The sequence below is a fragment of the Pseudomonas fluvialis genome (assembly GCF_014207935.1).
In the GTDB taxonomy this organism is placed as follows: domain Bacteria; phylum Pseudomonadota; class Gammaproteobacteria; order Pseudomonadales; family Pseudomonadaceae; genus Aquipseudomonas; species Aquipseudomonas fluvialis_A.
In genome coordinates, this window is the sequence record NZ_JACHLL010000003.1 from 83,286 (window position 1) to 107,954 (window position 24,669).

Annotated in this window: 24 protein-coding genes; 8 read left to right on the plus strand and 16 right to left on the minus strand. The window is 63.5% G+C overall.

Annotated elements, in window-relative coordinates:
• Nucleotides 1-42: 42 nt before the first annotated feature.
• From kdpB to kdpF, 3 genes are read right to left on the minus strand one after another with little or no spacing between them, the layout of a single operon-like run.
• Nucleotides 43-2,106: a potassium-transporting ATPase subunit KdpB gene (gene kdpB / locus HNP49_RS09380; RefSeq protein WP_409372538.1), complete on the minus strand. Its 2,064-nt coding sequence runs from the start codon at nt 2,104-2,106 to the stop codon at nt 43-45.
• 9 nt (nt 2,107-2,115) lie between these two features.
• The gene (gene kdpA, locus HNP49_RS09385; protein WP_184682671.1) at nt 2,116-3,816 is read right to left on the minus strand and encodes a potassium-transporting ATPase subunit KdpA; all 1,701 of its coding nucleotides are present in this window, start codon (nt 3,814-3,816) and stop codon (nt 2,116-2,118) included.
• A gap of 8 nt (nt 3,817-3,824) precedes the next feature.
• Nucleotides 3,825-3,914, minus strand: coding sequence for a K(+)-transporting ATPase subunit F (kdpF, locus tag HNP49_RS09390; protein WP_184682673.1), 90 nt, complete (start codon nt 3,912-3,914; stop codon nt 3,825-3,827).
• A 268-nt stretch (nt 3,915-4,182) separates the two neighbouring features.
• On the opposite strand from kdpF, the gene HNP49_RS09395 reads away from it, so the two are divergent.
• From HNP49_RS09395 to xopAW, 3 genes are all read left to right on the plus strand, one after another.
• The gene (locus HNP49_RS09395; protein WP_184682674.1) at nt 4,183-4,938 is read left to right on the plus strand and encodes a response regulator; all 756 of its coding nucleotides are present in this window, start codon (nt 4,183-4,185) and stop codon (nt 4,936-4,938) included.
• Complete coding sequence (locus tag HNP49_RS09400) at nt 4,935-5,987, plus strand: ATP-binding protein (RefSeq protein WP_184683431.1); 1,053 nt, start codon at nt 4,935-4,937, stop codon at nt 5,985-5,987. The genes HNP49_RS09395 and HNP49_RS09400 overlap by 4 nt, the downstream gene beginning before the upstream one ends.
• Before the next feature lie 132 nt (nt 5,988-6,119).
• Nucleotides 6,120-6,797, plus strand: a complete 678-nt coding sequence (gene xopAW / locus HNP49_RS09405) for an EF-hand domain-containing protein (RefSeq protein WP_184682676.1) — start codon at nt 6,120-6,122, stop codon at nt 6,795-6,797.
• A gap of 51 nt (nt 6,798-6,848) precedes the next feature.
• Here xopAW and HNP49_RS09410 read toward each other — a convergent pair whose 3' ends face one another.
• The 10 genes from HNP49_RS09410 to HNP49_RS09455 form a co-directional block, all read right to left on the minus strand.
• The gene (locus HNP49_RS09410; RefSeq protein ID WP_184682678.1) at nt 6,849-7,913 is read right to left on the minus strand and encodes an AI-2E family transporter; all 1,065 of its coding nucleotides are present in this window, start codon (nt 7,911-7,913) and stop codon (nt 6,849-6,851) included.
• Between the two features lie 78 nt (nt 7,914-7,991).
• Entirely contained in the window at nt 7,992-8,777 is a 786-nt protein-coding gene (locus HNP49_RS09415; protein WP_184682679.1) for a DUF4892 domain-containing protein, read from the minus strand.
• 11 nt (nt 8,778-8,788) lie between these two features.
• On the minus strand, nt 8,789-9,451 hold the full coding sequence (locus HNP49_RS09420) for a glutathione S-transferase family protein (protein ID WP_184682681.1): 663 nt from the start codon (nt 9,449-9,451) through the stop codon (nt 8,789-8,791).
• A gap of 67 nt (nt 9,452-9,518) precedes the next feature.
• The gene (locus tag HNP49_RS09425) at nt 9,519-10,382 is read right to left on the minus strand and encodes an alpha/beta hydrolase (RefSeq protein WP_184682682.1); all 864 of its coding nucleotides are present in this window, start codon (nt 10,380-10,382) and stop codon (nt 9,519-9,521) included.
• Nucleotides 10,379-11,182, minus strand: coding sequence for an alpha/beta fold hydrolase (locus HNP49_RS09430; protein WP_184682683.1), 804 nt, complete (start codon nt 11,180-11,182; stop codon nt 10,379-10,381). Before HNP49_RS09430 ends, HNP49_RS09425 begins: the two co-directional genes overlap by 4 nt.
• 103 nt (nt 11,183-11,285) lie before the next feature.
• The gene (locus HNP49_RS09435) at nt 11,286-11,726 is read right to left on the minus strand and encodes a hotdog fold thioesterase (protein ID WP_184682684.1); all 441 of its coding nucleotides are present in this window, start codon (nt 11,724-11,726) and stop codon (nt 11,286-11,288) included.
• Nucleotides 11,723-13,402 (minus strand): AMP-binding protein, encoded by a 1,680-nt coding sequence (locus HNP49_RS09440; protein WP_184682685.1) that lies wholly within the window; start codon nt 13,400-13,402, stop codon nt 11,723-11,725. Before HNP49_RS09440 ends, HNP49_RS09435 begins: the two co-directional genes overlap by 4 nt.
• 290 nt (nt 13,403-13,692) lie before the next feature.
• Nucleotides 13,693-14,136, minus strand: a complete 444-nt coding sequence (gene sixA, locus HNP49_RS09445; RefSeq protein ID WP_184682686.1) for a phosphohistidine phosphatase SixA — start codon at nt 14,134-14,136, stop codon at nt 13,693-13,695.
• Complete coding sequence (locus HNP49_RS09450) at nt 14,133-14,480, minus strand: DUF4389 domain-containing protein (protein ID WP_184682687.1); 348 nt, start codon at nt 14,478-14,480, stop codon at nt 14,133-14,135. The genes sixA and HNP49_RS09450 overlap by 4 nt, the downstream gene beginning before the upstream one ends.
• A gap of 187 nt (nt 14,481-14,667) precedes the next feature.
• On the minus strand, nt 14,668-15,705 hold the full coding sequence (locus HNP49_RS09455) for an NAD(P)H-dependent glycerol-3-phosphate dehydrogenase (RefSeq protein WP_184682688.1): 1,038 nt from the start codon (nt 15,703-15,705) through the stop codon (nt 14,668-14,670).
• Nucleotides 15,706-15,914: 209 nt separating this feature from the next.
• Here HNP49_RS09455 and HNP49_RS09460 point away from each other — a divergent pair, with 209 nt between their 5' ends.
• From HNP49_RS09460 to fabB, 3 genes are all read left to right on the plus strand, one after another.
• A complete protein-coding gene (locus tag HNP49_RS09460) occupies nt 15,915-17,822 on the plus strand; it encodes a response regulator (protein ID WP_311772096.1) in 1,908 nt (635 codons plus the stop codon).
• A gap of 172 nt (nt 17,823-17,994) precedes the next feature.
• A complete protein-coding gene (fabA, locus tag HNP49_RS09465; protein WP_184682691.1) occupies nt 17,995-18,510 on the plus strand; it encodes a 3-hydroxyacyl-[acyl-carrier-protein] dehydratase FabA in 516 nt (171 codons plus the stop codon).
• 15 nt (nt 18,511-18,525) lie between these two features.
• Complete coding sequence (gene fabB / locus HNP49_RS09470) at nt 18,526-19,743, plus strand: beta-ketoacyl-ACP synthase I (protein ID WP_184682693.1); 1,218 nt, start codon at nt 18,526-18,528, stop codon at nt 19,741-19,743.
• Nucleotides 19,744-19,805: 62 nt separating this feature from the next.
• On the opposite strand, the gene HNP49_RS09475 is transcribed toward fabB, so the two are convergent.
• From HNP49_RS09475 to HNP49_RS09485, 3 genes are all read right to left on the minus strand, one after another.
• On the minus strand, nt 19,806-21,173 hold the full coding sequence (locus tag HNP49_RS09475) for a DUF1329 domain-containing protein (RefSeq protein WP_184682695.1): 1,368 nt from the start codon (nt 21,171-21,173) through the stop codon (nt 19,806-19,808).
• A gap of 51 nt (nt 21,174-21,224) precedes the next feature.
• Complete coding sequence (locus HNP49_RS09480) at nt 21,225-23,171, minus strand: DUF1302 domain-containing protein (protein ID WP_184682697.1); 1,947 nt, start codon at nt 23,169-23,171, stop codon at nt 21,225-21,227.
• Between the two features lie 229 nt (nt 23,172-23,400).
• On the minus strand, nt 23,401-23,865 hold the full coding sequence (locus HNP49_RS09485; RefSeq protein ID WP_184682699.1) for a DUF3859 domain-containing protein: 465 nt from the start codon (nt 23,863-23,865) through the stop codon (nt 23,401-23,403).
• A gap of 175 nt (nt 23,866-24,040) precedes the next feature.
• On the opposite strand from HNP49_RS09485, the gene HNP49_RS09490 reads away from it, so the two are divergent.
• On the plus strand, nt 24,041-24,232 hold the full coding sequence (locus HNP49_RS09490; protein WP_184682701.1) for a DUF2892 domain-containing protein: 192 nt from the start codon (nt 24,041-24,043) through the stop codon (nt 24,230-24,232).
• Between the two features lies 1 nt (nt 24,233).
• Nucleotides 24,234-24,668, plus strand: a complete 435-nt coding sequence (locus tag HNP49_RS09495) for an OsmC family protein (protein ID WP_184682703.1) — start codon at nt 24,234-24,236, stop codon at nt 24,666-24,668.
• The last annotated feature ends 1 nt before the right edge of the window (nt 24,669 follow it).

Consider the following 24,669-nt stretch of genomic DNA (forward strand, 5'->3'; position numbering starts at 1 on the left):
CGTTGACGACTTCCCTCCCCGGAGGGAGAGGGAGCAAAAGCCCTACACCAGTCCCAGGGCCACCAGCAGCAGATCGATCAGCTTGATCCCGATGAAGGGCGCGATGATGCCGCCCAGCCCGTAGATCAGCAGGTTGCGCCGCAACAGGCTGGCCGCATCCAGCGCCTTGACGCGCACCCCACGCAGGGCCAGGGGGATCAGCGCGATGATGATCAGCGCGTTGAACACGATGGCCGAGAGGATGGCGCTCTGCGGGCTGTGCAGCTGCATGATGTCGAGCGCCCCGAGCTGCGGGTAAATGCCGGCAAACAGCGCCGGGAGGATGGCGAAGTACTTGGCCACATCGTTGGCCACCGAGAAGGTGGTCAACGCGCCGCGGGTCACCAGCAGCTCCTTGCCCACCTGAACCACGTCCAGCAGCTTGGTCGGGTCCGAATCCAGGTCAACCAGGTTGGCGGCCTCACGGGCGGCCTGGGTGCCGTCGTTCATGGCCAGGCCCACATCGGCCTGAGCCAGCGCCGGGGCATCGTTGGCGCCGTCGCCGCACATGGCCACCAGCTTGCCTTCGGCCTGTTCGCTGCGAATTCGCTGCAGCTTCTTCTCCGGGGTGGCCTCGGCAATCAGATCATCCACCCCTGCCTCGGCAGCGATGGCCGCGGCGGTCAGCGGGTTGTCACCGGTGACCATCACCGTGCGGATCCCCAGCGTACGCAGTTCGGCAAAGCGCTCACGGATACCGGGCTTGACCACATCCTTGAGGTGGATGGCGCCCAGCAAACGCCCTTCGCCCGCGACCAGCAACGGTGTACCTCCGCTCTGGGCAATTTTCTCCACCTCACGCGCCAGAGGAGCAGGCAGCCCATCTCGCCCCAGGTTGAGGTAGTTGAGCACGGCATCCACAGCACCCTTGCGGTAGCTGCGTCCTTGCCAGTCGGCACCGGAAAGGCGGGTCTCGGCACTGAAGGGAATGGCCTTGATCTCGCTCTGCGGAGGCAGTTGCAGTGCCGAACTGCTGCGCAGGTACTCGACAATCGATTTGCCTTCAGCCGTGTCATCCGCCGACGAGGCCAGCAGACTGGCTTCGGCGAGTGTCTGCGCGTCCACGCCAGGGGCCATGACCATGAAACTGCAGCGGCGATTACCGAAGGTAATGGTGCCGGTCTTGTCCAGCAGCAGCGTATGCACGTCACCCGCCGCCTCTACCGCACGGCCGGATTTGGCAATCACGTTCAAGCGGACCAGGCGATCCATCCCGGCAATACCGATCGCCGACAGCAGACCGCCAATGGTGGTCGGGATCAGCGTCACCAGCAGGGCTGCCAGGTACACCAGCGGCAGGTCACCGCCAGCGAAACGGGCGAACGGCTGCAGGGTTGCCACCACCAGCAGGAAGATCAGGGTCAGACCGATCAGCAGAATGTCCAGCGCCACCTCGTTGGGGGTCTTCTGCCGCTTGGCGCCCTCGACCAGCGCAATCATGCGGTCCAGGGTCGACTCACCCGGGTTGGAGGTGATCTTCACCAGCAGCCAGTCGGACACTACCCGGGTGTTACCGGTAACCGCCGAACGGTCCCCGCCGGACTCGCGAATCACCGGTGCGGGCTCACCGGTAATGGCCGCCTCGTTGACCGCGGCAATTCCCTCGATCACCTCGCCGTCGCCCGGAATCAGCTCGCCGGCTTCGACACGAACAATATCGCCTTTGCGCAGCTGGCTGGCAGCCACCGCCTGGTACTGATTTTCGGCGACCCGGCGCCGGGCCGTCAGGCCCTGACTACCAGCCTTGAGGCTGTCAGCCCGCGCCTTGCCACGGCCCTCGGCCATGGCCTCGGCGAAGTTGGCGAAGAGCACGGTAAACCACAGCCACAGCGCAATCTGAACTCCCAAACCAAGGGAAACCGCCGGATGGGGGATGAAACACAGCACGGTGGTGAGAATGGCCGTCAGCTCGACCACCAGCATCACCGGCGAACGCACCAACTGGCGCGGGTCCAGCTTGACGAAAGCCTGTTTCAGCGCCGGCTTCCACAGAGCGGCAAGGCTGGTCTGGGCCTGGTGTTTGACATGCTTGACGCGCGCTGGCGTCTGCAGGGGGGCATTCATCATGGTTCTCCCTTAGAAGCCCTGGAACATGGAAAGATGCTCGGCGATCGGCCCCAGGGCCAGCGCCGGCAGGAAGGTCAGGCCGCCGACCAGGAGGATGGTCAGGGTCAGTAAGGTGACGAACAGCGGGCCATGGGTCGGGAAGCTGTTCTGTCCGACCGGGGCACGCTTCTTGGCTGCCAGGCTGCCGGCGATGGCGAGGATCGGCAGGATGTAGCCGAAGCGTCCCAGCAGCATGGCCAGACCGATCATCAGGTTGTGGAACGGTGTGTTGGCGCCGAAACCACCGAAGGCCGAACCGTTGTTGGCGGTGCCCGAGGTGTAGGCATACAGCGCCTGGCTGAAGCCGTGGGCACCGGGGTTGGTGATGGAGGCCGCAGGGCCGTCCAGACTCACCGCCAGGGCGCAGAACACCAGCACACCGACCGGCATCACCAGCAGGGTGGCGACCAGCAGGCGCACCTCGCGGGCCTCCAGTTTCTTGCCCAGGTATTCCGGGGTACGGCCGATCATCAGGCCAGCCAGGAACACAGCGATCAGGACGAACAGCAGCATGCCGTAGAGGCCGGCGCCGACGCCGCCGAAAACCACCTCACCGAGCATCATGTTGAACATCGGCAGCAGCCCGCCGAGGGCGCTGAAGCTGTCGTGCATGGCATTGACCGAACCATTGGAGGCGGCCGTGGTGGTTACCGCCCAGAGCGCCGAGGCGACGGTGCCGAAGCGCGCTTCCTTGCCTTCCAGCGAACCGACCTGCTCGATCGGCAGGGCTGCCAGTGCGGGATTGGGTTGCTGCTCGGCCCACAGGGTCAGAGCCAGGCCAGCGACGAACAGGATCAGCATGCTGGCCAGGATGGCGCGACTCTGGCGCAGGTCCTTGACGTAGTGGCCGAAGGTGAACACCAGGGCGGCCGGGATCAGGATGATCGACGCCACCTCGAACAGGTTGCTCCAGGCGGTCGGGTTCTCGAACGGGTGCGCCGAGTTGACACCGAAGAAGCCGCCACCATTGGTGCCCAGTTGCTTGATGGCAATCTGGCTGGCGGCTGGGCCGAGCGGAATGGTCTGGTCGGCGCCCAGCAGGCTCTTGGCCTGCACGTAGTCCATGAAGGTCTGCGGCACGCCCTGCCAGACCAGGAAGATGGCCAGCAACACACAGAACGGCAACAGGACATAGAGGGTGGCGCGGGTCATGTCGACCCAGAAGTTGCCGATGCCGTTGCTCGACTTACGCGCGATACCGCGGGCGAACGCCACCAGGATGGCCAGGCCGACCGCCGGGCTGACGAAGTTCTGCACGCCCAGGCCGATCATCTGGCTGAAGTAGCTCAATGCCGCCTCGCCGCTATAGGCCTGCCAGTTGGTGTTGGTGACAAAGCTCACCGCGGTGTTGAACGCCAGGGTCCACTCCAGACCCGGCAGTTGCTGGGGGTTGAGCGGCAGCAGATGCTGCAGCACGAGGATGCTGAACAACACCACCAGGCTTACGGCCGAGAAGGCTAACAGCGCCAGGCTGTAGGTTTTCCAGTCCTGGTCGCGTTCTGGGTCTACCCCGGAAATGCGATAGCACAGGCGTTCAACCGGCAACAGCAGCGGACTCAGCAGGTTGCGCTTGCCCTCCATGGCGTTGAAGAAGAAACGCCCGAGGAAAGACGCCGGCGCGAGCACCAGCACGAAGAAGGCCAGAATCAGCCAATAGTCTTGGACTTGCATGTTGCCTCCTAGCCGCGACCGGCGCGCAGCAGCGCCACCGTCAAATAGATGAACAGCCCCGTGGCCATGGCCAGGGACAATCCGTCGAGAATGCTCATGTGTCAGTGCTCCATATCGCGCTCGAATAGCGCCTGGAGAAATTCTCGGAGCAGACCCCGTAAAGGTTCGATGGCGACGGACAGGACAGGCGTAAAGAATCCGTAAAATCCGCACGTTTACTGCGTATCAGGATCGATACACAGCCGACACGGCGCCGATACACGCAGGCTACAGCCTGGCGCCACACTGGCCGCCAGCCTGCCTGCGGGGTAGCATGCCCCACCGCCCGGCGCGGCCCCGCCCCGTACTTCCCCGGCAAGGCGCACCATGCACAGCAGCCCAGCAGAGTTCACCCCGGAATCCCCCCGCCCGCGCACCCGCGTGCTGATCGTCGACGACGACGAGCCGATCCGCGAACTGCTCTGCGACTACCTGGCCCGCTTCAACCTGGAAGGTGCCGGGGTCAGTGACGGCCGCGCCATGCGCGAGCGCCTGGCCGAGGAATCCTTTGACCTGCTGGTGCTCGACCTGATGCTGCCCGGCGAGGATGGCCTGAGCCTATGCCGCGAATTGCGCCAGACCTCGCGCATTCCGATTCTCATGCTCACCGCTCGCTGCGAGCCCACCGACCGCATCATCGGCCTGGAACTGGGCGCCGACGACTACATGGCCAAGCCCTTCGAGCCGCGCGAGCTGGTAGCACGAATCCAGAGCATCCTGCGCCGGGTCAATGAGGGGCGAGAAGCGCCCAGCCGCAACGAAGCGGCCGAGCGCATCGGCGTGGCGCAGTGGCAACTGAACACCGTGCTGCGCCAGCTGGAGTCGGTCGAAGGGCTGGTAGTGCCGCTGTCCAATGCCGAGTTCCGCCTGCTCTGGGCCTTTCTCGAACGGCCGCGCCGGGTGCTCAGCCGCGAGCAACTGCTGGATGCCGCCCGCGGGCGCAGCATCGAGGCCTTCGACCGCAGCATCGACCTGCTGGTCTCGCGCCTGCGCCAGAAGCTCGGTGACGACCCGCGCGCGCCGCGCCTGATCAAGACCGTACGCGGCGAAGGCTATCTGTTCGATAGCCGCGAGGCCGGCTGATGCGCCGTACCGACAGCCTGCAGCTGCGCCTGTTCGGCATGTTCGTGCTGGCCATCGCCCTGGCCCACCTGCTGGCGTTCATCTGGTTTCACAGCTTTGCCGCACCGCCGGCCCCTCCACCACCACCCAGCGCAAGCTGGCTGGCGGACCACCCTCCGCCCCCGCCTGTCGGATCACCCGGCCCGCCGCCATCGCGTTTCGCCGGCCCGCTGGTGCCGCTGGTGCTGCAACTGCTGGCACTGATCGTCGCCGCCTGGCTGGGCTCGCGCCTGCTGACCCGGCCGATCCATCAGCTGTCGAGCGCCGCCGAGCGCCTCAGCCAGGACCTCGACAGCCCGCCGCTGAGCGAGCAGGGCCCGCAGGAAGTCCGCCAGGCCGCGCTCAGTTTCAACCGCATGCAGCAGCGTATCCGCGAGCAGGTCAGTCAGCGCGGGCGCATTCTGACCGCGCTATCCCACGACCTGCGCACGCCGCTCTCAAGGATCAAGCTGCGCCTGGAGCAAATCGACGACAGTGCCCTGCGCAGCAAACTGGCCGCCGACCTCAACGAGATGGCTGGCATGCTCGATGCCACCCTCACCTACCTCAGCGAACAGAGCAGCCACGAGCCGGTGCAGCGCCTGGACCTGCTCGCGCTGGTCGAGTCGCTGGCGGAAAACGCTCGCGAACAGGGCCAGCCCGTGGAAATCTTCGGCCACTGCGAACCGCTACCGACCCGCCCGCTGGCGCTGCGCGCCTGTCTCAACAACCTGCTCGGCAATGCCCTGCGTTATGCCGGTCACGCCCGTATCGAACTGGTTGAAGGCCCGCATGAGGTGACGCTGCGGGTGGTCGATCATGGCCCCGGCATTCCCGCCGAACAGCGCGAGGCGGTATTCGAGCCCTTCTTCCGCCTGGAGGGCTCGCGCAATCGCAATTCCGGCGGCATCGGCCTGGGCCTGAGCATCGCCCGCGAGGCCAGCCAGCGTCTCGGCGCCGAGCTACGCCTGGAAGGCACGCCCGGTGGCGGCCTGACCGCCGTGCTGCGCCTGCCCCGCCCCTCTGTATAACGCCTGATACCAAGCCCACACACAGGCGACACAGGCCCTGCCGACGCTGGCAGAACCGGAGAACCCTCTCCGGTGAGCGGCCGACCCTGATGTCGGCCGTACCACCTGCCAACCGTTAAAGGAGTGACTGCCATGATCAGTGGAGTCAGTGGCTATTCGTCCTACAACTACAGTTCCAGCCTGAGCAGCCGGCCCAAACCGCCAGACCCTGCGCAGATGCAGGAAAAGCTGTTCAAGACCCTCGACAGCAACACCGACGGCAGTGTCAGCAAGGATGAGCTGAACACCGCGCTGACCGCCGCCAAGGAAAGCGACAGCAGCCTGACCATCGATATCGATGAGCTGTTCAGCCAACTGGACGCCAATGCCGACGGCAACCTCAGCAGCGACGAAACCGCCGCCCTGTTGCCACCGCCACCGCCTGGCCAACCGCCGTCCAGCGAGGAGCTGTTCGGCGCGCTGGACAGCAACGGCGACGGCAGCATCGACACTGACGAGTTGTCGGTCCTGGCCAGCCAGGCCGGCGCCGGTGCCTCCTCTGATGCCTTGAGCGAGCTGTTCAGCCAGCTGGATGCCGATGGCAGTGGCGGCATCGACAGTGAGGAGCTGTCCGCCATGGCGCCACCTCCGCCACCCCCGCCTGGGGGCAGCGGTGGCTTCACCCAAGCACAGGGCGATGAGGCAAGCGCCGGGGAGAACGGCGCCAACCTGGACAGCAACCAGCTGATTGCCATGCTGCTCAAGCAGTACACCGAGCACACCGGTGACTATGCCAGCAGCGTCGGCAGCAGCCTGGACCTCTGCGCCTGAAGGCGGTGGGAGCGGTCACAGCCGCTCCCATTGGTTCGCGCTATCCGCGCGTCACTCTGCTGGCGGTAGCGTGCTCTGTTCGCGGGTAGGCTGTTCGATCCAGTCGCCAATCAGGCTGAAAGCCACGGCCAGCAGCGTCGGGCCGAGGAACAGGCCCATGAAACCGAAGGCGAGAATGCCGCCGAAAACACCGAGCAGCACCACCACCAACGGCAGGTTGCCGCCGCGGCTGATCAGGTAAGGCTTGAGTACGTTGTCCACGCCACTGATGATGAAGGTGCCCCAGATGCCGAGGAACACCGCCAGCCCGTAGTCACCGCGGTAGACCAGCCAGGCAGTGACCGGCGCCCACACCAGCGGCGGTCCCATGGGGATCAGACTGAGAGCAAAGGTCAGCAGCGCCAGCACCACCGCGCCCGGCACACCGACGATGAGAAAGCCGATCAGCGCCAGCAGGGCCTGCGCCGCCGCCGTGCCGATCACGCCGTTGACCACCCGCTGCACGGTGCCGGCCACCAGATTCTGGTAATGCTCGGCGCGCACGCCGATCAGCCGCTCCAGGCCGCGACGAACCTTGTCCGCCATCAGCGGGCCATCGCGGTAGAAGAAGAACACCAGCACCAGGCTCAGGGTCAGCTCCAGCATGCCACCGCCGAGCTGGGCGCTGCGCGCCAGCAGCCAGTTGCCGATCTGCCCGAGGTACGGACGGGCATTGGCCAACATGGCTGCACCCTGCACATCCACGGTATTCCACAGGCTGGCCAGGCGCGGACCGAGCAGCGGCAGGTCGTCCAGCCACTCTGGCGCATCGGGCAGACCGTCGACCTGAAAGCCCTGCAGCAAAGCCACCAGTTTTTGCACATGGTCAGCCAGGTTGAAGCCCAGCCACACCAATGGACCGGCCACCAACAGCATCCAGCCGGCCGTCAGCAGTGCCGCCGCCAGATTGACTCGCCCATCCAGCGCGCTCGTCAGCAGACGCATCAGCGGCCAGCTGGCAAAGGCGAGAACGGCCGCCCAGAACAGCGCGGACCAGAATGGCGCCAGCACCAGCAGGCAGGCGGCCAGCAGGGCCAGAAGCAGAATCTGCATCAGCAGGCGATCGGTATTGAACATGCGCAGACAATCTCTACAGGCCGGGGGAGAAACGCCCGGTTAGGGTAACAGGCTGATGCCGATGAAAGGTTGCACTACTTACTGTCGCTGCAAGCGTAGACCTGTGCCAGCCTCAGTAGCAGCCAACACAGTCAGGCGCTGAGCCCGGATGCCACCTGCCAGCAGAGCCGCCTGCCAGGCTTCGGCCTGCTCGCCCTGCAGGGCCACACGCAGGGTGCTGTCCAGACGCAGGGTACGCACCAGCAGCGCCAGCCAGGGCTCGACCGGTGCCTGGGCCGACGCCGGCAATTGCAGCTCGCCATCCTCGCGCAGCTGACGCAGCCAGGTGGCGGCCGTCGGCAGCAGTTCGGCCAGGGAGCTGCCGGTCTGCAGCTGTTCGACATGCAAGTATGAGCGACGATTGGCCCGGTTTACCGCATACAGGGCCAGGACCGTCTGCGGCTGTTCACGCAGGCGCCACAGCGTGAAGAGTTGCTGGTCATCCGGCGCCGACAGGTCGGCGCGGGCAAACACCGCGTTGGCCCACAGGCTGCTGGCACCGCAGTCGCGCCCCTCGCACCAGAACAACAGATCCGCCTCGCCCTGCAGCGAGGTGCGCAACTGATCAAAAGCCTGCTGGGCGGAATGGCCGCTGGCCAGTTGGTAGGTCTGACGGATCAGACGCCCCTCGACCTCCAGACGCAGCTCGGCACGCGCCTGGTTGCTGATGCGGCGCAGGGCCGACATCGGATAGAAGCGCTCGGCCTCAGCCAGGTCATCCTGAGCAATCAGGCTGGCGTGGGCCGGCGCCGGCAGAGCGGCAATCCCAGGCCCCGCGCGCAAAGGCGTGGCCAGCAACAACAGAACCAGCAACAGATAAGGCATCGATAACTCGCTTAGCGCGCCAGCATGGATTGCGCGGATTTGATCACCGCGGCCGCATCCGGCTCGCGCTGCGGCACTTGCAGCCCGCGCTGGACCGCCGGCCGCGCCGCCAGCGCGTCCATCCAGCGCTGCAGGTGAGGCAGACCATCCACGGATACCCCGGACCAGTCGTGAATGCGCACCCAGGGATAGGTGGCTATGTCGGCAATGCTGTAGTCGCCTGCCAGGTACTCGACCTCGCCCAGACGGGTGTCGAGCACCTCGTACAGGCGGCGGGTTTCGTTCTGGTAGCGGTCGATGGCGCCCTGCAGCTTTTCCGGAAAGTAGCGGAAGAACACATTGGCCTGGCCCTGCATGGGCCCTACCCCGCCCATCTGGAACATCAGCCACTGGATCACCGTGGAACGCCCCTTGGCATCGGCCGGCATCAGCTGGCCGGTCTTCTCCGCCAGATAGAGCAGGATGGCGCCGGATTCGAACACGGCAAAATCTTCACTCTCGGTATCAACGATCGCCGGAATGCGGCCGTTGGGGTTGATCTTCAGGTACTCGGGCGCCTTCTGCTCCTTCCTGTCGAAGGACAAGGCATGCACCCGGTACGGCAGGCCCAGTTCTTCCAGGGCGATGGAGATTTTCTGGCCATTGGGCGTGGCGGCGGTGTAGAGCTCGATCATCAGGCAGTCTCCGGAGCTGGCGCGCGCCAGCGAATACCTCAGAGGGTCGGTACTCGCTGGCGTGCCGTCAAGGCCCGGCGAAGAACGGATTGAAACAGTCTGCGACGACCTGGGCGCCGGCGGCGCTGTCCAGGTGCAGATGATGCCCGCCGGGCAGTCGCTGCACGGTGAAGGGACGACCTTCCAGTACTTCGGTAAAGCGCGGCTCCACCAGCAGCATGCCCTGCTCCGCCAGCACCAGGCTAAGCGGGCACTGCACGGCATCGAGAAAAGCCACGGCATGGGCGCGGGTCAGGCGCAGCGGCGACGGCAGGGTCAGGCGGCTGTCGGTACGCCAGGTGTAGCCGCCTGCAACCGGCATCAGGCCACGTTGCGCCAGCCGCGAGGCGGCCTCGTGGGACACCGCACCGACGCCCTTCATGCGTGCCTGGATCGCCTGTTCGATCTCGGCGTATACCGGCTTCTGCTTACCGGCCAGGGCCAGTTGCGCGCGCAGGGCTTCACCGAGTTTCTGCGGTGCCTGAGCGGCCTCGCCGGTGTAGGGAATCAACCCGTCGATCAGCGCCAGACGACTGATGCGCTCTGGCACGGCACCAGCCAGCAGCAGGGAAACGATGGCGCCCATGGAATGACCGAGCAGCGCGAACTTCTGCCAGCCCAGCTGATCGGCCACCAGCAGCACATCCAGTGCGTAATCCCACAACTGGTAGCCGGAACCGGGGGCGCGGTGAGAGGAATGGCCATGCCCGGCCTGGTCCAGCGCCACGATGCGAAGGCCCGGCAGGCGCGGCGCCAGATGGCTGAAACTGGCGGCGTTATCCAGCCAGCCGTGCAGGGCAATCACCGGCAGGCCATCGGCCGGACCATACAGATGAGCGGCCAGCTCGATGTGCGGCAGGTTGAAACGGACTTCCTCGATCTGCGCCGTCATGGCTGCTCCTCGTCTTGTTGCCAGCGCTGCAGCAGGCTCTTGAGCAGCTCGGCGGTCTGTTCCGGGCGTTCCAGCGGGAACATGTGGCCACCGGGCAAGGCATGGGACTCACCGCGCGCCATCTGTCGCACCGAGCGGGCATGGTGCGGCAATACCACCTGGCTGTGCCGCCCACGCACCACGGCCAGCGGCAGCTCGACCTGCTGCGGCCGGCCCGGGCTGCGGTGCGGCACGCTGCGGTAGATGCTGATTTCGGTGCTCGGATCGAACTTGAGACGCAGCCCCTGCTCGCCATCGGCCACCAGCGCATGCTGCACATAGGCCTCCAGGCAGGCGGGATCGAAGCGTTGGAACAGGCTCTTGCCGGCAAAGTAGGCACGCGCCTCGGCCGCATCGGCAAACTGCTCACGACGCCCGAGGGTACGGCCGGCCGGAGTAATGCGATCAATCAGACCCAGCCCCTTGGCCAGGCGGATCACCCACTGATCGAGACGGGTGAGCACCGGCGAGTCGAGCATCACCACCCCGCGATAGAGTTCGGGATGACGCAATGCCGCGTGGTAGTGCAGCACACCGCCAAGCGAATGACCGACACCCCAGACCGGCTGCTCCAGCTCGCGCAGGTGGGTGAGCAGTTCCTCGACCAGATTGTCCCAGTTGTCATCCACCGGGAAGCGCGGATCGTGGGCATGCTGTTCCAGGTGCAGCACGGCGTAGTCCGGACTCAGCGCATCGAGCAGCTTGCCGTAGGTGGCACTGGGGAAGCCGTTGGCGTGGGCAAAGAAGATCGGTGAGCTCATGCGACAGGTTTCATGGACGGAAAGCAGGCATTGTCCGGCAGGACCCGGGCAGCGGCAATCGGCAGCAGCAGGCCGAATGGCCGGACTGCCGCCGCGTGCATGGTCAGTCCGGTGTCCGCTCGCCGAGCGCGACAATGGCCATGGTCAGCCGGCTGATGCAGCTGGCCTTGCCATCTTCACCGCACAGGCGCAGATCCCACACATGGGTGGTACGCCCCAGGTGCACCGGCCGCGCCACGGCGCTGACACGACCGTCGCGCAGGCTGCGCAGGTGGTTGGCGTTGACCTCCAGCCCTACGCAGTAATAGCGACTGCTGTCGATGCACAGGTAACTGGCCGTGGAGCCCAGGGTCTCGGCCAGCACCACCGAGGCGCCACCGTGCAGGATGCCGTAAGGCTGATGGGTACGGGTATCGACCACCATGCTGGCGCTCAGCCAGTCATCGCCGAAGTCGTCGAAACGGATATCGAGCAACTCGCCGATGTTGCCCTTGAGGGTGGCGTTTAACGCGGCCAGGTCGGGAGTCCGCTGCCAGATGCTCATGCGTGTTCCTCGTCGTGCCAGTGCAACGGATCACGGTTTTCGGCCCACTGCTGGAAACGCTCGCCGTAGGCGCCCTCGATGACGTTGCGCTTGATCTTCAGGGTCGGGGTGAGGAAGCCGTTCTCCACCGCCCAGATATCCTTGACCAGCACGATGCGCTGCAGCTGCTCATGCTGATCCAGCTCGGCATTGACCTCCGCGAGCAGGCGCTTGAGGCTGGCCTCGAGCACCTCACGGGCATGGCTGCCGGCCTCGCTGCGCCCCACCTCGGACAGCACACACAGCGCCAGCGGCTGCGGCAGACCATCGCCGACCACGCAGACCTGCTCGATGCGGTCATGCACGGCCAGCTTGTTCTCGATGGGCGCCGGTGCCACGTACTTGCCTTTGGTGGTCTTGAAGATTTCCTTGATCCGCCCGGTCAGGCGCAGGTTGCCCTGCTCGTCCTGCTCGCCCTTGTCACCGGTACGCAGGAAGCCGTCGACCGTCAGTGCATCGGCAGTTTTCTCGGCTTCCTTGTAGTAGCCCTGCATGGTCGAGCCGCTGCGCACCTGCACCTCGCCCTGCTCGCTGATGCGCACTTCCACGCCCGGACAGTTCTGCCCGATCCAGCCTTCACGGTACTGGCCCGGACGACAGACGTGGGAATAGCCACAGTTCTCGGTCATGCCGTACACCTCCTGCAGCTCCAGGCCTAGGCGGCGGTACCAGTTGAGCAGCTCCTTGGGCACCGGCGCGGCACCGGAGAGGGCGAACTTCACCGCATCCAGCCCAAGCCCGGCGAGCACCTTGCGCCCAAAGATCTTACCCAACAGCGGCAGGCCGAGTAGGAAGTCCAGGCGCTTGGCCGGCATCTTGGCCAGTACGCCCATGTGGAACTTGGTCCAGATGCGTGGAACGGCGAAAAATACGGTCGGGCGGGCACGCTTGAGGTCGTGCACGAAGGTGTCCAGGCTCTCGGCAAAGAAGATGGTCTGTCCGGCGTAGATCGAGGCCATCTCGACAAACATGCGTTCGGCCACATGGCACAGCGGCAGATAGGACAGCAGACGATCCTCCGGTCCCACGCCAAACAGCTCGATGGCATGGCTGGCGGCAAAGCCGAAGTTGCTGAAATTGTGCATCACGCCCTTGGGCATGCCGGTGGTGCCGGAGGTGTAGATGATGGTGGCCAGCTGATCGGCCGCGGGCCGCGGGCTGTCCTGGATCGGCGAGCCTTCCTGCAGTTCGTCCCACATGGCATGAAAGCGCCCGTGCGGGTGCAGCGGCAGCGCGACGGTACGGATATGCTCGCCCACCCCCGGCGCCATGGCCGGCCATTCATCGAGCTTGCCGATGAAGGCTACCTGCACCTCGGCATGCTCCAGCACCTGGCGCACCGATTCGGCGGTGAGATTGGGGTACAGCGGCACCGACACATGCCCGGCCATCCAGATCGCCAGGTCGGCAATGATCCAGTGCGCGCAGTTCTTCGAGATGATTGCCACGCGGCTGCCCTGCGGCAGCTCCAGCGCCCGCAGCCAGTTGGCCGCGCGCCGCGCCTGTTCGCCGACCTCGCCCCAGGTCAGTTCCTGCAGCTGTCCGCCGCCCATGGGCTGGACCAGGTAACGCTTGTTCGGATGTTGCGCTTCGCGCTCGTAAAACCAATCCAGCGGTAAACGGACAGCAGTAACCACGGGGCACTCTCCCTTTGTCGTTTTTATCGGGAACTACCAAGCACTTGCTTGGTTTGACTATTCCACGGACAGAGAGTGACTGGCAAGTGCCCAGGCCAGCACAAATCGGCTAATCATATACCGCGCAACGGCCAGGCAGCCGCCGGCATTTCAGGTTAGGCATTTGATAAGAAAGAGGTTTTCCTGCGCGCGCAGGAAAGATGGAAAGCACCGACAGGCTGCCGGTGCTTACAAATGGCAACGCATTGATCCACTGCCGCAACAATGACCGCCGTTAAAACGGCCAACGTTTAGTCGCGGCAGCGCTCCATCAACCCGGCCATGGCTGCCGGCCCCTGCAGCGCCAGCAGGCCGGCGGTGCGAAACGGCAGCGGATCACCCCGATGGCCATGCAGCAGCAGGCCGGCCAGTTCACCCAGCAGCGGCTGGTGGGCCACCAGCAGCTGGATCTCGGCACTGTCATCGAGCTGATTGATGACCCGCTGCGGGTCGGTGTCCGGGGTCAGCCAGTCGACCGTTACCAGCGGGCAATCAAGCCCCGTCACCTGCATCACCAGCTGCGCGGTTTCCTGGGCTCGCCGGTAAGGACTGACCAGCACCCGCTGCACGCCGGCGCCACGCAGTTGCTCGGCACTCTGGCGGACTTCGCGGATGCCGCGCTCGGTCAGGCGCCGCTGCGCATCACTGGCAGCATGCGGCTCCGCCTCGCCATGACGCAGCAGCCAGAGCTTCACAACTTGGGTTCTTCGTCACGCACCGGGTGCGGTGCCGGCTCGATCACATGGGGTGCTTCACCCTGCGGTGCGGCAGGCACCGGCCAATCGGCAAAGGGCCAGGGCTTTTCGTCACTGTTGAAGGTGCCGAAACGGCCGATCTGCGCCAGGTACTGGCTCAGGCTGTCACCAAACCCGAGCAGCGCAGCACTCGGCGCACCGTAGAAGATGCGATAACCCAGCTGCAACAGCACCACCGCGCCGAGCAGAATTTCCGCCAGTTGCCAGACCACGACAAACACCAGCATCCAGACAATGCGCAGCCCCATCGATTCACGTTCGAGTTGCTTTTCCGGCTCGCTCATAAACACCTCCACAGGTTAGAAACTGTCAGCCTACATCCGTCGCCTAGCAGGCTGTTGAAAAGCGTTGGCGAGGCAGCCAGCGCAAGGCAAAAACAGGCGAAAAAGCGCAGTTTACGAATGGTAAATGAGCATTTTGAGCCTGTTTTTAACACCGCGATGGCAACGCAGGTAGTTTTTCAACAGCCTGCTAGAAGTCATCAGCCGTGATGAAGTCCACATCGGTCTTCGGCTCACCGCTCATCAGCAGGCCGATCACCTGCTGCAAGGTACGACCTTCGAACAGGATCGCATGCAGACCACTGACCAGCGGCATGTAGACCTGCAACTGTTCGGCGCGGGCCTTGAGCACACGCAGGGTATTGACGCCTTCGGCCACCTCGCCCAGGCGCGATACCGCCTCTTCCAGACTGAGGCCCTGGCCCAGAGCAAAACCCACCTGATAGTTGCGGCTCTTGGGGGACGAGCAGGTAACGATCAGGTCGCCAACGCCCGACAGGCCGAGAAAGGTCATCGGGTTGGCGCCGAGTTTGACGGCAAAGCGGGTCATTTCCGCCAGCGCGCGGGTAATCAGCATGCTCTTGGTGTTCTCGCCCATGCCCAGCGCGGCAGCCATGCCGGCCATGATCGCGTAGACATTCTTCAGTGCTCCGCCAAGCTCGGCACCGAAGCGATCGCGACTGGCATAAACGCGAAAGCGCGGGCCATGCAGGGCTCTCTGCACGCGCTGGCAAAGTTCTTCGTCCTCGCTGGCCACCACGGTGGCCGTGAGCGCATGTTCGGCAATCTCGCGGGCCAGGTTCGGGCCGGATATCACCCCGATGCGGGCCTCGGGCGCAATCGACTCGATAATCTGGCTCATCAGCAGAAAGCTGTCGGCCTCGATGCCCTTGGTGGTGCTGACCAGAAACTTGCCGGCCAGCTGCGCGGCAACCGGTTGCAGCACCTTGCGCAGGGCGCTGGAGGGAATGGCCACCAGCAGCAGCTCGCAGCCATCCAGCACGCGCTGCAGGTCGGCCGTGGGCGTGACCCCGGCATGCACCTTGATGCCCTTGAGGTAACGCGGGTTCTCACGGGTCTGCTCGATGGCAGCCACCTGCTCGGGGTCGCGCATCCATTGCAGGACGGGCAGGCCGTTCTCGGCCATCAGGTTGGCCAGAGCGGTACCGAAGCTGCCGCCACCCAGCACGCCAATTGGGAGTACGCCAAGCGGAAGTTGTTCTGTCATAGGGTTTCCATCGTAGGCCAGCAGTCGATCCATGCCGGGCATTATACGTTGCCAGCCCGGCGCAGCCAGTTCCGCGCACTGCCGGCCTGGCTGGCAAATGCAGCCAGGTCGGTTAACATGCCAAAACCTGCCCGATGGATCGGATTTGCCATGCTTCAGCCCACCCGCTGCCTGCCGCATTGCCACGCCCGCCTGGGAGCGGCCATTCCGTGAAGCTGCTCAACCAGGGCGACATCCATGTTCGCACCCAACTGATCAGCCTCGGTCCGGCACTGCTGCTGACCCTGATCCTCACCGCGTTCTTCACCTATACGCGCCTGCACGACCTGCGCACCGAGATCAACCAGACCGGCCAGCTGATCGCCAACCAGCTGGCGCCGGCCAGCGAATATGCCCTGCAGAACCACAATCTCGGGCAGCTCGGCGAACTGCTACAAGCCACCCTGGAAACCGCCAAGGTGCGCTTCCTCGAAGTGCGCGACACGGAAAACCGCCTGCTGGTGTATGTCGAGCAGGCCCAGCCCGCCAGCAACGATCAACTGCAGGTATTCCAGGCCCCGGTCATGGGCAATCAGGCCGTCACCCTCGGCCGAGTGGTGGTCGGTATTTCCAGCGACGATTTCAACAGCCGCCAGCAGGAAATCCTCGCCAAGGCCGGCGCCATCGGCCTGCTCGCCCTGCTGCTGACCTTTCTGCTCGCCCGCCGTCTGGCCATGAGCCTGTCGCGGCCGATTGCCGCCATGGGCGCGGCGGTGCATTCGCTGCAGAGCGGTGACTATGGCCAGGAACTGCCAGTCAACGACGACGGCGAGCTGGGCACTCTGGCCCGCCATATCAATGCCCTGGCCAATGCGCTGGAAACGGCCAGCCGCGAGCAGAGCCATGCCATCGAGCAACTGACCCTGGCACGCGAGGAAGCCGAGCAGGCCAACCGCGCCAAGTCCGAATTCCTCGCCATGATGAGCCATGAGCTGCGCACGCCCATGAATGGCGTACTGGGCATGCTGCAGCTGCTGGAAACCACCGAGATGAACAGCGAGCAGGCCGAGTACACGGCGCTGGCGACCGAATCCACCGAACACCTGCTCAAGGTGATCAACGACATCCTCGACTTCTCGCGCATCGAGCGTGATGCTCTGGAGCTGGAGCGCATTGCCTTCGACCTCGGCGATCTGCTGCAAAGTTCGGTGCAGGTGTTCCTGCACAGCGCCCAGCAGCGCCACCTCAGCCTGAGCCTGGAAGTTCAACCCGGGCTGGAAAACATGGAAACCCAGGGCGACCCGACGCGCATACGGCAGATTCTGGTCAACCTGATTGGCAACGCCCTGAAGTTCACCGAGCACGGCGGCATCCGCGTCATCGCCAACTGGCAAGCCCTGGATGATCAGGTGCTGTGGTTCACCTGCGCCGTGCACGACAGCGGCATCGGCATTCCCGCCGAGCGCCTGGAGCACATGTTCGATGCCTTCCAGCAGGCCGACAACTCGATTTCCCGGCGCTATGGCGGCACCGGCCTGGGCCTGCCGATCGCCCGCACGCTGGCCGAGCGCATGGGCGGCACCCTGCGCGCCGAAAGCGGCGGCCAGGGTTCGGTGTTCACCCTTGAGATTCCCCTACCCTTCGTGCCGCGGCAGACCCGCATCGACAGGCGCGATGCCCAGCAGCAGTCGCAGGGGGCTGGTGAGCTGGTGCTGCTGGTGGAAGACAACCCGGTCAACCAGACCGTGATCGAGGCCATGCTGCGCAGCCTTGGCTACCGCGTGCAACTGGCTGGCGATGGCGCCATCGCCGTACAGGCGGTCTGCAACACGCACTTCGATGTGATCCTGATGGACTGCCGCTTGCCGCACATGGATGGCTACGAGGCGACCCGGCGTATTCGTCAGCTGGCGCAGGGACGCTTGATCCCGATCATTGCCCTCACCGCCAATGCCCTGCAAGGTGATCGCGAGCTGTGCCTACGTGCCGGCATGGATGACTATCTGGCCAAGCCCTTCAAGCGCCTGGACCTGCAGCATCTGCTGGAGCGCTGGTTGCGCCAGCGTGCCAATACGAGCGAGCTACCAGCCGTGGCAGAACGACATGCCTGGACGGCACCCCCGACCTTTGGCGAGTAGGCACAAGCCGCGAGGTGCGGCAGCTTGCGAGTAGAGTGTGAACGACTGTACGCGGCAGTGTGACTTTAACCACAACGCAACAGTCTACGACTAGGCTGACGGCATGCAGACCCGCTCTGCAGCCGCAGGATGATTGGCCCAGCCCTGACACAGGGACCTTTGAGGAGCATGCATGAGCAAGAAGAACGCCTACACCCGGGAAGAACTGCTGGCCTGTGGTCGCGGCGAACTGTTTGGCCCGGGCAACGCACAGCTGCCGGCCCCCAACATGCTGATGATGGATCGCATCACCCATATCAGTGACACGGGCGGCAAATACGGCAAGGGCGAAATCATCGCCGAGCTGGATATCAATCCGGACCTGTGGTTCTTTGCCTGCCACTTCGAAGGCGACCCGGTCATGCCCGGCTGCCTGGGCCTGGATGCCATGTGGCAGCTGGTCGGCTTCTATCTCGGCTGGCAAGGCAACCCCGGCCGTGGCCGCGCCCTGGGTTCGGGCGAAGTGAAGTTCTTCGGCCAGGTCCTGCCGACCGCCAAGAAGCTCACCTACACCATTCATATCAAGCGCACCATCAGCCGCTCACTGATCCTCGGCATCGCCGACGGCACCGTCAGCGTCGATGGCCGCGAGATCTACAGTGCCGAAGGCCTGCGGGTCGGCCTGTTCACCTCCACCGACAGTTTCTGATTGAAGGACTCCACCATGCGTCGCGCCGTCATCACTGGTCTGGGTATCGTTTCCTGCCTGGGCACCGATAAGGACACCGTTAGCGCCAACCTGCGTGCCAGCAAGAGCGGCATCCGCTTCAACCCGGCCTACGCCGAGATGGGGCTGCGCAGCCAGGTTTCCGGCTCGGTGCAACTCAACCTGGAAGAGCTGATCGACCGCAAGGTCCTGCGCTTCATGGGCGACGCAGCAGCCTTTGCCTACCTGTCGATGCAGCAGGCGATCAGCGATGCCGGCCTGACCGAAGCGCAGGTCTCCCACCCGCGCACCGGACTGGTAGCCGGCTCCGGCGGCGCCTCGACGCTGAACCAGATGGAAGCCATCGACACCCTGCGCGAGAAAGGCGTCAAGCGCATCGGCCCATACCGCGTGCCGCGCACCATGGGCAGCACAGTGTCGGCCTGTCTGGCCACACCGTTCCAGATCAAGGGTGTGAACTACTCGATCTCCTCGGCCTGCGCCACCAGTGCTCACTGCATCGGCCACGCCTGGGAACAGATCCAGATGGGCAAGCAGGACATCGTCTTCGCCGGCGGCGGCGAAGAAGAGCACTGGAGCCAGAGCTGCCTGTTCGACGCCATGGGCGCCCTCTCCACCCAGTACAACGAGACCCCGGAAAAAGCCTCTCGCGCCTACGACGCCAAGCGTGACGGCTTCGTCATCGCCGGCGGTGGCGGCATGGTGGTGGTCGAGGAACTGGAGCACGCCCTCGCCCGCGGCGCCAAGATCTATGCCGAAATCGTCGGCTACGGCGCCACCAGCGACGGCTACGACATGGTCGCACCGAGCGGCGAAGGCGCCGTGCGCTGCATGCAGCAGGCGCTGGCCACCGTCGACAGCCCGATCGACTACCTCAACACCCACGGCACTTCCACCCCGGTCGGCGATGCCGCAGAGGGTCGTGCAGTACGTGAAGTGTTCGGCGACAAGGCCCCGCCTCTAAGCTCGACCAAGAGCTTGTCCGGTCACTCGCTGGGCGCCGCCGGCGTGCAGGAAGCCATCTACTGCATGCTGATGATGGAAGGCAACTTCATTGCCGGCTCCGCCAATATCGAAGAGCTGGACCCGGAAGTGGCCGATCTGCCGGTGGTGCAGCAGACTCGTGAAAACGTGCAGCTCAATACCGTGATGAGCAACAGCTTCGGCTTCGGTGGCACCAACGCCACCCTGATCCTCAAGCGCTGGACGGCCTGAACGGTCAGGCAATAAAAAACGGCGCCTGCGGGCGCCGTTTTCATTTACGCGGCAACCCCCACTCAGCGACCGGCCTTGCGGCGTAGGGCCGAGGGGCTGAAGTTGCTGTCATCCGGCGCTGCCTGGCTGAAGTCGACCGTGCTCTTCTCCTCGTTGTCGAGCCACTGCACACCATAGCGGCGCGCCTGCAGGTCGTGGAACGTATCCAGACCGGTCCATACCGTCGGCACTTCGTAGAAGGTCTTCAGGTAGGCCATCGACACGCGCCACAGCTCGCCACGGCCGTCGTACTGGTCGACCACCGCCGCGCTCCAGCTGTCCTCGTCCAGGTACAGGCGACGCTTGGAGTAGATATGTCGTGCGCCTGACTTCAGCTTGCCCTCGACCACCCACACACGGTGCAGCTCGTAACGGGTGTACTTGGGATTGATATGACCCGGGGTGAGCAGGTCCTTGTACTTCACTTCGGCACTGGTCAGCTGGTAGTTGTTGTAGGGGATGAAGACTTCCTGCTTGCCAACCAGCGTCCAGTCATAGCGATCCGGCGCGCCGTTGTACATGTCGGTGTCGTCGGCCGTGCGCAGGCCATCGGTGGCCTCGATCGGTGTGTCATAGGCCAGCGTCGGCGCACGCCGCACACGGCGCTGACCCGGGCTGTAGCCCCAGGCCTGACGCGGCGCCTTGACCTGGTCGAGCATCTCGTGGACCAACGCGCCCTCACCGGCCAGACGCGCCGGCGCCGTGGTGAAGGTCAGGTAGTAGAACAGCTGGTTGTTCAGCGTGGCGTAGCTGCCCTGCGGATCATAGAAGCGGAACTTGGCCTCGTTCTTCGAGGTAACCAGCGCGTAGGAGCCATTGCGCTGTACACCGGCTTCGGAAGAACGGCGTACCAGGTAGCTGCCGCGGTAACGGGTGATGTGGTTCCACACCGCCTCTACGCCACTTTGCGGAATCGGAAACGGCGTACCACCGTAGGCATCGCTGATCCCGTTACCGCCATCGAGCAGCTTGGCCGTGGTGGCATTCTTGTAGGTGTTGTCGTATACCCACTGCGGTGCCGCGGCACTGCGCTGGGTCGGATAGACCGGCATGCTGAAGCTGTCCGGGTAGGACTTGAGCAGGGCAATCTGGCCATCGGTGAGATTGCCGCGGTACTGCTCCAAGTTGGCCTTGGTGATGCTGAACAACGGCTTGTCGCCGGCATAGGGATCGACATGCCGCTTGCCCGGCCCTTGATATCCAGCAGGCGCCTTGGTCAGGCCGCCCGTCCAGGCCGGAATGGTGCCGGCGGCATTGCCGGCACGCTCGCCACCGAGCGGAGTCAGGGTGGTTTTCAGGGTCGCCGCCTGACTGGCAGAAACAGCTGCCTCTGCGGCAACGGGCACGGCCAGCCACAAGGCAACCGCAAGCAACGAAAGTGATGGACGCATAGCGATAACTCCAGGACAGAACTCAGCCCGGCGCTAGGCCGGGCCGGTTGATCAGAACGAATACTTGCCAGTCAGCGAGACGTTGTCGCGGTCATAGGAGCCGCTGTTGCCATCATCGTACTGGGTGTACTGCAGGCCGACCTGGAAACTGTTCAGGTACAGCGCGTCCATCCCCACGGTGAAGGCCTTGTTGTTCTCGATGAAGTTGCCAACACGGTCGGAGTTGCCCTGGAAGTCATGCTGGAAGACCGCATAAGGCGACAGCTGGACACCGGCGAACACATCGTTCCAGCTACCCGACAGCAGCAAGGTGTAGCCATAACTGTCACGGTCAACCTGCCAGTCATCACCATTGCCTTTCACATAAGCCTTATCGGCAGAACTGGTGAAAACGCGCTCACTGCCATCATAAGCGGTGTATGTCAGGCTACTGCCACGAATGTGCTGAGACGCGACTTCAACTACACCAAACAGCGAGTCAAAACTCAGGCGGGGACCGAAGTTGTAGATGGATGACAACGAGACGTTGAACATTTCTGCCCGCTCGTAGTTATCAAACAACACTCCACGGCACAGCATCTTACCGGAGACAGGAGTACAGGCATCTTCAGCAGCGACATTGCTATCGGCAACTGTACTGGTCCCCAAAACACCAGGGATCAACAGGTCACCCAGAATATCGTCAGTTGCCGTGATGGCGACCGGCGCATTTGGCCGATAGGCAACCTCTCCAGAGAATGAGGCATCCCCCATAGTGGTATTAAAGCTGAACCCATACATCCGCACATCTTCCACATAGCGACGACGTGCAACAGCATTGCTGGCCATATCAACGGTAGCTACGCCCGGTACCGCAGCACCTGCTCCTGGTACCAAAGCGTTCGCAATATTGGTCAGGCCTGCGATATCAATCCCGTCATAACCAGTCAAATCCACAGTCAGCTGCGGCTCCTTCGTGTGGTAGTTGACGAAATACAAGCCGAACTCGGTGGCGTTCAACTCTTCGGCAATGTAACGAAGAGCAAAACCAAATTGACCGTCATTACTAGCAGACAAGTCCTCGCCAATATTGGCAACTTTAAAGGTGCCTGTAGTTGGGTCGACGAAAGCATTCGGGCCATATGGACCATTCCCAACCAACCCAAAATCAGCCGCCAGGTTGTAAAAACCCAATATTGGCGCAAGATCTTTCTCTGTCGTGTAGGCAGTATTACCACCGTCTGCAAACAGATCAGTGCCCCCAAAATAGGTACCGACTGGATCGAGACGGGTTTCCTCCCACGTCCACTGATAGAAACCTTCCATCGATAGGTTTTCAGTCAGGCCGATGTTGTAGCTGAAGGCCTCGACCGGCATCAGCACTTCCTTAAGCTCGGAACCAGGCAGGTGGTACTTGGCCGCATCCACCGGATTGATGGTATTGATGCCTCCACGATAGAAAACACCCTCTCCCCAACTAATGACCTGACGACCTAGCTTGGCGCCCAGCGGCATGTCGCCGACATCCCAGCTACCGAAAACATAGGCATCAAGCACCTCGGCATTGTTACCGGCAACATCGCGGGTCTCATCAGTGAAATGGTCATCGTTGGGATAGGCTTGGCTCGGCCGCCCTGCAGAGTCAGACAAGTCGTTGTAATCATTACGCTTATCCATAATCTGCGTATCGTAGTAGGCCGTACCACGAATGAACGCACCGTAATTCTGATAGTTCAGCGAGAGATCTGAGGTGACCTTGTACACCTCAGAAACAAGGCCGGTATCAAAGTTACGGTTGCCATCGTCAGCGTTGATGTCACCGACATCATCACGCCCTTGAACCCGCCACAATGTGCCGTATGACAACGTGGTATCGAGGGAACCCTCGACCTCGCCATCCAACAGGCTGATTTCCACCGCTTGTGCCTGGCTGGCAATCACCAGCGGCAAGATCCCCAGCAAAGCACCCGCCTGCAATGGCTTGCAGAACAGGGCGGGCAAGCGCACCTGCTTTTTCATTGAAACCCCCACGCCAAGATTATTGTTGTTTTGTCTCGGCTGCGCGCCCACGTATCGGAGCGTCACAGAACACGCCAGGCTTACACTGCACAAATTGGCACGAATGTACCTAAAACGTTTCAGAGTTTTGCCAAGCAATGACTCTGCAGTCAAGCTTAATCTGTGCGATGCACTAGGGGGTGGTGCTGAACATTGGCCAAATCGACCTCCGCCCAGCCTGAATTAATCCTTATTGCACCATGAAGCGCTGTTCGACCAGCTTGCGATCGCCCTGGAAAACCAGGAAATGCCACTCGCCCGGCACCACCTCGTGGTACTCGCTGAACTCGTACGCCATCACGTCGGCCACGGCGGCTTCGGCCATCTCCTGCTGGACCACGAACTTGTCGTGGCGCAGGCCGTCGGGGGTGACCACGCCCGGGGTAAGATACAGCAGGGTCAGCGGCTGATCGCCCTTGCGCTTGCCAGCCAACTGATAGCGCAGGCCGAACTTGGTACCGAGCTTGGCCGGGATCACCTGGGTGGTCTCGATCGCCTGCTGCTGGTTGGTCAGCACCCGCTGCCCGGGCTCGAAGTCCTGTACCTGGCTCTGGAAAATCCCGTACTCGATCTCGCCCTGAACCTGTACCTCGGCCAGCAACGGTGTGCTGATCAGGCTGATGGCCAAGAGGGTGGCGGCTTTGAATGCTTGCATGATGCTCTCCTTGGAATGAACGGCGACGAGCCTATGACCAAGGCATGACAGAGAGATGACAGTCATCGCCAATATACCCCCCCAGGTATATAAAGAAGCGTTGATTCATATCAAGCGACCTGCCTGTCGCAGCTTCTAAGCTGCACTCATCCAACGCCATCACGGAGTGACCATCATGCAATGCAACGTAGGCAAAACTGACAAACTGCTGCGTATCGGTGCCGGCATCGCCCTGCTCGGTCTGGGGGCTGCGGGCGTCATCGGCTGGTGGGGACTGATAGGCGTGGTGCCACTGGCCACCGGCCTGCTCAACTGGTGCCCGGCCTATACCCTGCTGGGCATCAGGACCTGCAAGACGGACGCCTGACATGGCACTCAAGACCCTGCATGCCCAAGGCGGCATGGGCGGCGACATGTGCATCCGCATCACCAGTGGTGAGCTCGAGATCATCATGGACCAGCCCAAAGGGGCCGGCGGCAGTGGGCTGGGCCCGACGCCACTGGAGCTGATCCTCGCCGCCGTGGCCGGCTGTTTCGGCACCATTGGCCGCTTCATCGCCCACCAGCAGCGCTTCGAACTGCGCGGCATGCAGTTCGCCATCGAGGGCGACTACGACCCGGATGGTCTGCTCGGTCGCAATCCGCAGGTGCGCCCAGGCTTTCAGGCCCTGCGTATTCGGGTGAGTATCGATGCCGACCTCGACCAGGCCGGCAAACAGAAACTACTGGAGCAGATCGAGCAACGCTGCCCGCTGGCCGACAACCTGCTGCATGGCACCCAACTGATCAGCAGCCTCGGCTAAG

Bases quoted from the DNA above. Each gene is read 5' to 3' on its own strand.
- kdpB (WP_409372538.1), bottom strand. From the start codon at position 2,106: ATGATGAATGCCCCCCTGCAGACGCCAGCGCGCGTCAAGCATGTCAAA.
- kdpA (WP_184682671.1), bottom strand. From the start codon at position 3,816: ATGCAAGTCCAAGACTATTGGCTGATTCTGGCCTTCTTCGTGCTGGTG.
- kdpF (WP_184682673.1), bottom strand. From the start codon at position 3,914: ATGAGCATTCTCGACGGATTGTCCCTGGCCATGGCCACGGGGCTGTTC.
- HNP49_RS09395 (WP_184682674.1), top strand. From the start codon at position 4,183: ATGCACAGCAGCCCAGCAGAGTTCACCCCGGAATCCCCCCGCCCGCGC.
- xopAW (WP_184682676.1), top strand. From the start codon at position 6,120: ATGATCAGTGGAGTCAGTGGCTATTCGTCCTACAACTACAGTTCCAGC.
- HNP49_RS09410 (WP_184682678.1), bottom strand. From the start codon at position 7,913: ATGTTCAATACCGATCGCCTGCTGATGCAGATTCTGCTTCTGGCCCTG.
- HNP49_RS09415 (WP_184682679.1), bottom strand. From the start codon at position 8,777: ATGCCTTATCTGTTGCTGGTTCTGTTGTTGCTGGCCACGCCTTTGCGC.
- HNP49_RS09420 (WP_184682681.1), bottom strand. From the start codon at position 9,451: ATGATCGAGCTCTACACCGCCGCCACGCCCAATGGCCAGAAAATCTCC.
- HNP49_RS09425 (WP_184682682.1), bottom strand. From the start codon at position 10,382: ATGACGGCGCAGATCGAGGAAGTCCGTTTCAACCTGCCGCACATCGAG.
- HNP49_RS09430 (WP_184682683.1), bottom strand. From the start codon at position 11,182: ATGAGCTCACCGATCTTCTTTGCCCACGCCAACGGCTTCCCCAGTGCC.
- HNP49_RS09435 (WP_184682684.1), bottom strand. From the start codon at position 11,726: ATGAGCATCTGGCAGCGGACTCCCGACCTGGCCGCGTTAAACGCCACC.
- HNP49_RS09450 (WP_184682687.1), bottom strand. From the start codon at position 14,480: ATGAGCGAGCCGGAAAAGCAACTCGAACGTGAATCGATGGGGCTGCGC.
- HNP49_RS09455 (WP_184682688.1), bottom strand. From the start codon at position 15,705: ATGACAGAACAACTTCCGCTTGGCGTACTCCCAATTGGCGTGCTGGGT.
- fabA (WP_184682691.1), top strand. From the start codon at position 17,995: ATGAGCAAGAAGAACGCCTACACCCGGGAAGAACTGCTGGCCTGTGGT.
- fabB (WP_184682693.1), top strand. From the start codon at position 18,526: ATGCGTCGCGCCGTCATCACTGGTCTGGGTATCGTTTCCTGCCTGGGC.
- HNP49_RS09475 (WP_184682695.1), bottom strand. From the start codon at position 21,173: ATGCGTCCATCACTTTCGTTGCTTGCGGTTGCCTTGTGGCTGGCCGTG.
- HNP49_RS09480 (WP_184682697.1), bottom strand. From the start codon at position 23,171: ATGAAAAAGCAGGTGCGCTTGCCCGCCCTGTTCTGCAAGCCATTGCAG.
- HNP49_RS09485 (WP_184682699.1), bottom strand. From the start codon at position 23,865: ATGCAAGCATTCAAAGCCGCCACCCTCTTGGCCATCAGCCTGATCAGC.
- HNP49_RS09490 (WP_184682701.1), top strand. From the start codon at position 24,041: ATGCAATGCAACGTAGGCAAAACTGACAAACTGCTGCGTATCGGTGCC.
- HNP49_RS09495 (WP_184682703.1), top strand. From the start codon at position 24,234: ATGGCACTCAAGACCCTGCATGCCCAAGGCGGCATGGGCGGCGACATG.